We start from the raw sequence: 10,046 nt of genomic DNA on the forward strand, positions 1-10,046 counted from the left end.
TATATTGTAACTTTTTCAACCTAATTCATGCTTTGATTTTGAATAAATACATATATTTGCTTCTAATAAAAATAAAGTTTATGAGAATCACGTATTTTATTATCACCCTCGCAATTTGTTTTTGTACTTCGCTTTTTGCGGAGAACAAAGCAAACGATTTAATGAAACAGGCACAGAACAGCCTGGAACAAAAGGACTTTACCAAAGCCCGTTATCTTTATATCCAAGCTTACAAAGCCTTCTCGAACGAAGGAGACTATACGCAAGCCATTGATTGTGGAACAAAAGCGACATATCTTTATTACCGCGAGAACTACTATCAGGAAGCGTTTGAGCTTTGCCGGCAAATGACCCAGTTTCTATTGACCGAAGAACAAAAAGCACAGAAAACATTCTACGACCAGCGTTTCCAACTGACAAAAGAACGGCTACAAATGTACATCAAGCTCAAAAATGCAGCGCAGGCCCAACTTCAGTTGAATACTCTGGATAACCTGGTTAGTCAAGCCGGTAGCGACAAGCTCGCCGAAGATTTATTATATACCCAGGCAAGCTATTATTATACCTTCGGACAAAACGATCAGGGAGACGCCAGTTTTAACAAACTGATCAACCAGTTCAAAGACAAAAAAGAATACGACAAAGTGAGTGAATGTTACAGACATCTGATCTCCATTGCCCGTACGGCAAATAATGCTCCGTTAATGGAACGTACCTATGAAAAGTATATCGTCTGGACCGATTCAGTAAAGGCACTCAATGCACAGGATGAACTGGGAGCATTGCAACTGAAATATGATGAAAGCCAGAAAACCATACAGGAAAAAGATGACAAACTATCGGGCAAACAATACATGATAGTAGGTCTCTGCACATTGGTGGTTATTCTTATCGCGGCTTTGGCTTTACTTGCCTTCCTGTTGTTACGTTTCATTGTACTCAACAAAAAGCTGAAAAACATTATCCAGACAACCAACGAGCATAGTGAACAGCAAACCAAATTTATTCAAAGTATTTCCGAACAAATGGAGCCTACACTCAATATGCTTGATATGTCGGCAGGAGAATTACGTAATACAGCTCCCCAACAAGCGGCTTCTATCCAGAAACGTGTAGATGCTTTGAAACAATTCAGCCTGAACATTCAGGAACTTTCTTCTCTTGAAAGTTCTTTAATGGAGACTTACGAGACACAATCCTTCAACATGGGAAGTTTCTGCAAAAAAGCGATGGATAAAGTAAAGGATAAAATACACCCTGATGTAGAAGTGATCGTAGATGCTCCTCAATTGGAAGTAAAATCAAATCCGGAACAGCTGGAACGTGTCTTACTACATTTGTTGAATAATGCTGCTTCATACACGACATCCGGCAAAATATGGCTGGAATTCAAGAGAAAAGGAGCTCATCTTTGCCATCTTATCGTAACAGATAACGGTACAGGAATTCCTGATGAACAAAAAGAGAACCTGTTCAAGCCATTCAACGAAGTCAAAGACCTGGCAGATGGCGATGGACTCGGATTGCCAATCTGTGCCCTGATCGCCAATAAACTGAATGGAAACCTGTCGATCGATAAAGACTACAAAAAAGGATGCAGGTTTATTCTGGTATTACAGATCTAAGAGAAACATTAATCACTTTATTTTCTATATAAAAGCCTTTCAGGAAAACTGGAAGGCTTTTTTGTTATTTACTTGACCATTTCAGAAAGAACTTCTTTCAGATTAAAAGCAAAAAGAACTATACATATTTCATATTGACACCAAAACAATAATTATTATATCAAACAGAAACCATTCATTCAGATAAAGCAAAAAAACGTCACACTTTAACACCACAACATATATCACAATGAAAGAAACATTCTATATTTGTCAAACAATTTGACAACAAAAACAGGCATTACACAAACATAAGGTCAACAAACAATGAAAGAACAGATCTATTTGAACAGAAAGCAGGGATTATATGATCCAGCGAATGAACATGACGCCTGCGGTGTAGGAATGTTGGTAAACATTCACGGAGGAAAGTCGCACGACATTGTAGAGTCAGCCCTTAAAGTATTGGAAAATATGCGTCACCGTGGTGCAGAAGGTGCAGATAACAAGACGGGGGATGGTGCAGGTATTCTATTGCAGATTCCTCACGAATTTATTCTGTTGCAAGGGATTCCCGTACCGGAAAAAGGGAAATACGGTACAGGTCTGGTCTTTCTTCCTAAAGACGAAACACAGCGATCCGCTATCCTCAGTATTATGATCGAAGAGATTGAAAAGGAAGGACTTACCCTGATGCACCTACGGAAAGTTCCGGTCAACAGTGATATATTGGGAAAGGATGCTCTGGCAACTGAACCGGATATCAAGCAGCTCTTCGTGACCGGATGCGATAACCAACAGGAGCTGGAATTGAAGTTGTACGTTATCCGTAAACGTATTGAGAATAAAGTAGCAACCTCTGACCTGCCAGGCAGAAATGACTTCTATGTGACCTCGTTATCCACTAAAAATATTGTATATAAGGGAATGCTGGAGTCGATGCAACTTCGTCATTATTTTCCCGACCTGACAAATAATTATTTCACAAGCGGACTGGCATTAGTTCACTCCCGCTTCAGTACGAATACGTTCCCGACATGGAGCCTGGCCCAACCATTCCGTCTGCTGGCACATAACGGGGAGATCAATACGATCCGTGGAAACAGGGGATGGATGGAAGCGCGGGAAAGCGTACTCACCTCACCTACGATCGGGAATATAGAAAGTATCCGTCCGATCATTCAGCCCGGGATGAGCGATAGTGCCTCACTGGACAATGTGCTGGAGTTTCTGGTCGCTTCCGGATTGAGTCTGCCTCATGCCATGGCGATGCTGGTACCGGAAAGTACAAATGAGAAGAATCCGATATCGGATGACCTGAAAGCGTTTTATGAATATCATTCTATCCTGATGGAACCGTGGGACGGACCGGCAGCTCTGTTATTCAGCGACGGACGGTTTGCAGGAGGTATGCTGGATCGTAATGGTTTGCGTCCGGCACGTTACCTGATCACGAAAAACGACATGATGCTGGTAGCTTCCGAAGTGGGCGTAATGGATTTTGAAGCAAACGAGATCAAAGAGAAAGGCCGTCTGCAACCGGGAAAAATATTGATGGTCGATACAGAGAAAGGTGAAATATATTATGACGGCGAACTGAAAAAACAACTCGCCGAAGCCAAACCTTATAAGACATGGCTGTCAAACAACCGCGTGGAACTGGACGAACTGAAATCAGGACGTAAAGTACCCCATACAGTCGAAAACTACAGTAAAATGTTACGCACCTTCGGGTACAGCCGCGAAGATGTGGAAAAGATCATCATGCCGATGTGTACCGGAGGTGCCGAACCGGTCGGTTCTATGGGGAATGATACGCCATTGGCCGTTCTATCCGATCGTCCGCAGTTATTGTTCAATTATTTCCGTCAGCAATTTGCCCAGGTGACCAATCCTCCGATCGACCCGATCCGCGAAGAACTGGTCATGAGTCTGGAAGAATATATAGGAGCAGTAGGTAATAATATCCTTGTGCCGAGTGAAAGCCATTGTAAAATGGTACGGCTGAATCATCCGATCCTGACCAACACGCAATTAGATTTGCTCTGCAACATCCGCTATAAAGGATTCAATGCAGTCAAACTACCTATGTTGTTTGAAGTGGAAAAAGGACGGGAAGGCCTGAAAGCAGCCCTCGACGAGCTGTGCAAACAAGCGGAACAATCCGTTACCGACGGCGTGAACTACATCATCCTGAGCGATAAGAACGTAGATGAAAAGAGGGCACCTATCCCGTCGCTGCTTGCCGTCAGTGCCGTACATCATCACCTGATCTCCATACAAAAACGTGTACAGACAGCTCTGGTCGTTGAAACCGGCGAGATGCGCGAGGTTATGCATGCCGCCCTCCTGCTGGGGTACGGAGCAAGTGCCATCAATCCGTATATGGTTTTTGCCATCCTGAAAGAGCTGGAAGGGAAACATGAGATCCAGCTGAACTACGAAACGGCACGCAAGAATTATGTAAAATCCATTTGCAAAGGGCTTTTCAAAGTGATGAGTAAAATGGGGATCAGTACTATCCGCAGTTATCGCGGAGCCAAACTGTTCGAAGCCGTCGGTTTAGATGCCGGACTGGCACACACCTATTTCGGCGGTACGACCAGCAACGTCGGCGGTATACGCCTGGATGAGATCGCCCGCGATGCGACCGTGCTACATCAACAAGCTTTTAACCTTCCGGTTGATGAGATGCTGGAACATAAAGGGATATACAGCTTCCGGAAAGACGGGGAGAAACATGCCTGGAACCCGGAAACCATTTCTACCCTGCAACTGGCTACACGCCTGGGCAGTTACAAGAAGTTCAAAGAATATACCCATATGGTGGACGAAAAAGAATCGCCCATCTTCCTGCGTGACTTCCTTACTTTCAAGAAACAAAAATCTATTCCGATCGAACAGGTGGAACCCGCCTCCGAAATTATGAGGCGTTTCGTCACAGGCGCCATGAGCTTCGGCTCCATCAGCAAAGAAGCACATGAGACGATGGCCATGGCGATGAACAAGATACACGGCCGGAGCAATACCGGTGAAGGAGGTGAAGACCCGGCACGTTTCACGCCACGTAAAGATGGCTCGTCACTCCGCTCCGCGATCAAACAGGTGGCATCCGGACGTTTCGGCGTTACTACGGAATATCTGGTCAACGCGGATGAGATACAGATTAAGGTCGCCCAGGGTGCCAAACCGGGAGAAGGCGGTCAGTTACCGGGATATAAGGTCAATGATATCATTGCCAGGACTCGTCATTCCATACCGGGTATTTCGTTGATCTCCCCTCCTCCCCACCATGATATTTATTCGATCGAAGATCTGGCACAACTGATCTTCGACCTGAAGAATGTCAATCCGAAAGCAGAGATCAGTGTCAAACTGGTATCGGAAAGCGGTGTCGGAACGATCGCTGCCGGAGTTGCCAAGGCGAAGGCCGACCGTATTGTCATCTCCGGGGCAGAGGGAGGAACAGGTGCGTCACCGATCAGTTCGATCCGTTATGCGGGATTACCCCCCGAACTGGGTTTGTCGGAGACGCAGCAGACATTGGTTATGAACAATCTGCGCGGACAAGTCCGCCTGCAAACCGACGGGCAACTGAAGACCGGACGCGACATCGTCCTGATGGCAATGCTGGGAGCCGAAGAATTTGGTTTTGCCACCTCTGCCCTGATCGTCCTGGGTTGTGTCATGATGCGCAAATGTCATATGAATACCTGCCCTGTCGGCGTTGCGACACAAGACGAAGAGCTACGGAAACGTTTCCACGGACGGCATGAGTACCTGGTAAACTTCTTTACTTTCCTGGCGGAAGAGGTGCGCGAATATCTGGCGGAAATGGGCTACAGCAAACTGGATGATATTATCGGACGGACAGATTTTATAATTAGAATTAGAAAGGGGACGCAGATGACGCAGAATACGCAGACAGACGCAGAACTGAAAAATTTTAATCTGCGAAAGTCTGCGTTCTCTGCGTCATCTGCGTCCCCTTTCAAATACGATCTTTTAGATTTTTCTCATCTATTGCACCTCCCGGAACAAGCTGCCCATACAGCTATCCATCATCTGACCAACCAGGTACATCAAATAGAGAATGTGAAAGATGTGGACATCATCCGTCATGCACAGGCAGCCATCGAACAGCAGCAGGAAGTATCGCTCGATTATGCCATCGCCAACACAGACCGCAGCGTCGGCGCCATGCTTTCCGGTGAAATAGCCAAACGTTACGGAAATGCCGGACTGCCGGAACATACGCTCAATATAAAATTCAAAGGTTCGGCCGGACAGAGCTTCGGTGCCTTCCTTGCCCACGGCGTTCATTTCCGCCTGGAAGGAGAAGCGAACGATTATCTCGGAAAAGGTCTTAGCGGCGGACGTATCAGCCTGATGCCACCGGTACGCTCCTCCTTCGTTGCCGAGGACAATACGATTGCCGGCAATACCTTATTATACGGGGCAACCGGTGGAGAAGTCTACATCAATGGTCGTGTCGGCGAACGTTTCTGCGTGCGTAACAGCGGAGCCATAGCCGTAGTGGAGGGTGTCGGCGACCATTGCTGCGAATATATGACCGGAGGCCGTGTGGTCGTGCTCGGACAAACAGGCCGCAACTTTGCTGCCGGAATGAGTGGCGGTGTGGCCTACGTATGGAACAAGGCGGGCGATTTCGATTATTACTGCAATATGGAAATGGTCGAACTCTCCCTGATCGAAGACAGTGCCACCCGCAAGGAATTGCATGAACTGATCCGTAAGCACTACCACTACACAGGCAGCCATCTGGCTGGAAAGATGCTGGACAACTGGGATAAACAGGTAGATGAATTCATCCGGATCGTCCCGATCGAATACAAGAAAGTCCTGCAGGAAGAACAGATGAAAAAGTTGCAGCAGAAGATTGCGGAGATGCAGCGAGATTATTAAACTGATTTTTTTGACATTAGACATTTAAACATCATGGGAAATCCAAGAGCATTCCTCACCATACATAGACAAGAAGCAGGCTATCGTCCTGTAGAAGACCGTATCGACGATTTCAGCGAAGTAGAACAAACACTCAACAGCAGCGATCGCCGCCGTCAGGCTTCCCGTTGCATGGACTGCGGTGTTCCTTTCTGCCATTGGGCTTGCCCGCTCGGAAACAAACAACCGGAATGGCAGGACTTCCTTTATAAAGGACAATGGCGTGAAGCCTATCACATATTGGAACAGACCTGCGACTTTCCGGAATTTACCGGCCGCATCTGCCCTGCCCTCTGCGAAAAAAGCTGCGTGCTGAAACTAAGTTGCGATGAACCCGTCACCATCCGTGAGAATGAAGTCGCCATCATCGAAGCTGCCTTCCGTGAAGGTTTTGTACAGCCGGTCACCCCCGTACGTAACGGAAAACGCGTCGCCGTCATAGGCAGCGGACCGGCAGGACTGACTGTTGCCAATCAGTTAAACCGCAAAGGATACGAAATCACAGTCTTTGAAAAAGACGAACTACCGGGTGGTCTGCTCCGTTTCGGCATTCCGAACTTCAAACTGAGCAAAAACATCATCGACCGGCGTATCCGCCTGATGGAAAAGGAAGGTATCCGGTTCCAGGTCAACACCATGGTAGGAAAAGAAATCCTTGCCAAGGATATAGTAAAGGAATACGATGCCGTCTGTGTCGCCATCGGAGCTGAAACACCCCGTGACCTGCCGATCGATGGCCGTAACCTGAAAGGCGTCCATTTCGCCCTCGAACTGCTGGGACAACAAAACCGTCTTTTGGAAGGTATCGTCATCCCTCCCAAAAGCATCATCAACTGTAAAGGCAAGAAAGTTCTCGTCATCGGCGGCGGTGATACCGGAAGCGACTGCGTAGGAACAGCCAATCGTCACGGTGCAGCAAGTGTGACACAGATCGAGATTATGCCGCAACCGCCTATCGGTCATAACCCTGAAACTCCCTGGCCCATGTATCCACAGGTACTAAAGACCAGCAGCAGCCATGAAGAAGGTTGCCTTCGCCGGTGGAATCTCGCTTCCTGCCGTTTCATCGGAGATAAAAATACGTTGAAAGGCGTAGAAGTGGAGGAAGTAGAATGGCATTCATCTGCAAACGGAGGCCGTCCCGAAATGAAACTGACGGGAAAGAAAGAGATCATCGAAGCCGACCTCGTATTCCTGGCCATGGGTTTTGTCCATCCCGAACAGGAAGGTCTTGTCAAAGAGCTTTCACTGGTAGTAGATACCCGTAAAAACATTGTCGTCGACCATAAGCACCAGATAGCCGACAGCAAACTATTCGCCTGCGGCGATGCTGTCAGTGGTGCCAGCCTGGTCGTTCGCGCCATGGCTTCGGGCAGGGAAACGGCAAAAGCAATAGATTGTTATCTGAGTTGAAGGCTTTTTATGGACATGATTATAACACCTCCCTTACACCCGATATTATATAACAACTATAAGCCTGTCGGCATCGGCCATCCCAAGAGAACGCTTTGCGTTCTTGAAAGGCCTCAGCGGATGAGCGTTAAACGAAGGAGGAAGACGGAGCGATTAAAAAAATCCGTTGTTTGAGCGTAGCGAGTTTCGGATTTTTCAGCGTAGTCTTTCGCCGGAGTAGCGAAGCCGGTGTAGCCTTGATCTTTTCTTTGCTTCGTTTCTTTTGGATCAAGCCAAAAGAAATGAAGGCCCGCCCGGTGGCAAACCGGATAAAACGAACATTAAAACAATAACGATTATGTGTGGCATTACAGCAATCTTCAACATCCGTGAAGACGCCTCCGCCCTCCGTGGCCAGGCATTGGAAATGAGTAAACGAATCCGTCACCGCGGACCGGACTGGAGCGGCATCTACCAGGGACGCACTGCCATCCTTGCCCACGAACGCCTTTCCATCGTCGACCCAGCCTCCGGTGGTCAGCCTCTGAAAAGTAAAGACGGTAAACTGATCCTGACCGTAAACGGTGAAATCTATAACCACCGTGAAATCCGTGAAGAGCTAAAAGACGAATACGAATTTCTGACCGGTTCCGACTGCGAAGTCATCCTCGCCCTCTACCGCAAATACGGTACCGGTTGCGTCGAACGGCTCAGCGGCATCTTTGCCTTCGCCCTCTACGACGAAGAAAACGATACCTACCTGATCGCCCGCGACCCGATCGGTGTCATCCCCCTTTATATGGGTTACGACGACCACGGCCATCTTCTCATCTCTTCCGAACTGAAAGGTCTGGAAGGTTTCGCTACCATGTACGACCAGTTCAAACCCGGCCATTATTTCTATAGCAAAGATATCGACCTCACCCGATGGTACGCCCGTGACTGGATGGATTATGAAAATGTAAAAGAGAACCCCGCCTGTGTAGAAGAATTACACGATGCCCTCGAATCCACCGTCCAACGCCAACTGATGAGCGATGTCCCCTACGGTGTCCTCCTTTCCGGCGGCCTGGACTCTTCCATCATTTCAGCCATTGCCAGGAAATACGCTGCCAAACGTATCGAAACCGATAACAAAGCCGATGCCTGGTGGCCGCAACTCCACTCTTTCGCTATCGGCCTGAAAGGTGCCCCCGACCTGGCCGCAGCCAGGAAGGTAGCCGACTATATCGGCACCGTCCACCACGAAATCAACTATACGGTACAGGAAGGGCTCGATGCCATCCGCGACGTAATCTATTATATCGAGACGTACGACGTAACGACCGTCCGCGCCTCCACTCCGATGTATCTCTTGTCCCGCGTGATCAAAAGTATGGGTATCAAGATGGTGTTGAGCGGTGAAGGAGCCGATGAAGTTTTCGGTGGTTATCTCTATTTCCACAAGGCACCCGATGCCAAAGCATTCCACGAGGAGACCTTACGTAAACTAAGCAAATTATACATGTATGATTGCCTGCGTGCCAACAAAAGCCTTTGTGCCTGGGGTGTGGAAGGCCGTGTCCCCTTCCTCGACAAAGAATTTCTGGATGTGGCAATGCGCCTGAACCCAGCAGCCAAAATGTGCCAGGGCAAGACCATCGAAAAGAAAATCCTCCGCGAAGCCTTTGCCGGCATGTTACCGGAAGAAATCGCCTGGCGTCAGAAAGAACAGTTCTCCGACGGTGTAGGCTATAGCTGGATTGACAACTTAAAGAAGATCACATCCGAACTGATCACCGACGAAGAGATGAAACATGCGGCAGAACGTTTCCCGATCAATACGCCTCAAAACAAAGAGGAGTATTATTACCGTACCATCTTCGAAGAACATTTCCCCAGCGAAAGTGCCGCACGCAGCGTTCCTTCCGTTCCGAGCGTCGCCTGCTCCACAGCTGAAGCATTGGCGTGGGATGCTACTTTCAGTAATATGAACGAACCGAGCGGACGTTCTATCAAAGGAGTACATGAAGCGGCTTACTGACCGTGACAATGTCTTTTTGTAGATATGGTTGACTCTCTATAAGAATCCAAAATGAGAGAACA

General features: G+C 47.8%; 5 protein-coding genes. All 5 read left to right on the forward strand.

Annotated elements, in window-relative coordinates:
• Positions 1-80: 80 nt before the first annotated feature.
• Complete coding sequence (locus tag DWW23_RS15365; RefSeq protein WP_122354152.1) at positions 81-1,625, forward strand: HAMP domain-containing sensor histidine kinase; 1,545 nt, start codon at positions 81-83, stop codon at positions 1,623-1,625.
• A 306-nt stretch (positions 1,626-1,931) separates the two neighbouring features.
• Positions 1,932-6,530, forward strand: a complete 4,599-nt coding sequence (gene gltB, locus DWW23_RS15370; RefSeq protein WP_122354153.1) for a glutamate synthase large subunit — start codon at positions 1,932-1,934, stop codon at positions 6,528-6,530.
• A gap of 33 nt (positions 6,531-6,563) precedes the next feature.
• A complete protein-coding gene (locus tag DWW23_RS15375; protein ID WP_122354154.1) occupies positions 6,564-7,982 on the forward strand; it encodes a glutamate synthase subunit beta in 1,419 nt (472 codons plus the stop codon).
• 170 nt (positions 7,983-8,152) lie between these two features.
• A complete protein-coding gene (locus DWW23_RS26445) occupies positions 8,153-8,314 on the forward strand; it encodes a hypothetical protein (RefSeq protein ID WP_158583196.1) in 162 nt (53 codons plus the stop codon).
• A gap of 5 nt (positions 8,315-8,319) precedes the next feature.
• A complete protein-coding gene (gene asnB, locus DWW23_RS15380; protein ID WP_122354155.1) occupies positions 8,320-9,984 on the forward strand; it encodes an asparagine synthase B in 1,665 nt (554 codons plus the stop codon).
• The last annotated feature ends 62 nt before the right edge of the window (positions 9,985-10,046 follow it).

Source organism: Parabacteroides sp. AF14-59, from assembly GCF_003479515.1.
GTDB classification, from domain to species: domain Bacteria; phylum Bacteroidota; class Bacteroidia; order Bacteroidales; family Tannerellaceae; genus Parabacteroides; species Parabacteroides faecis.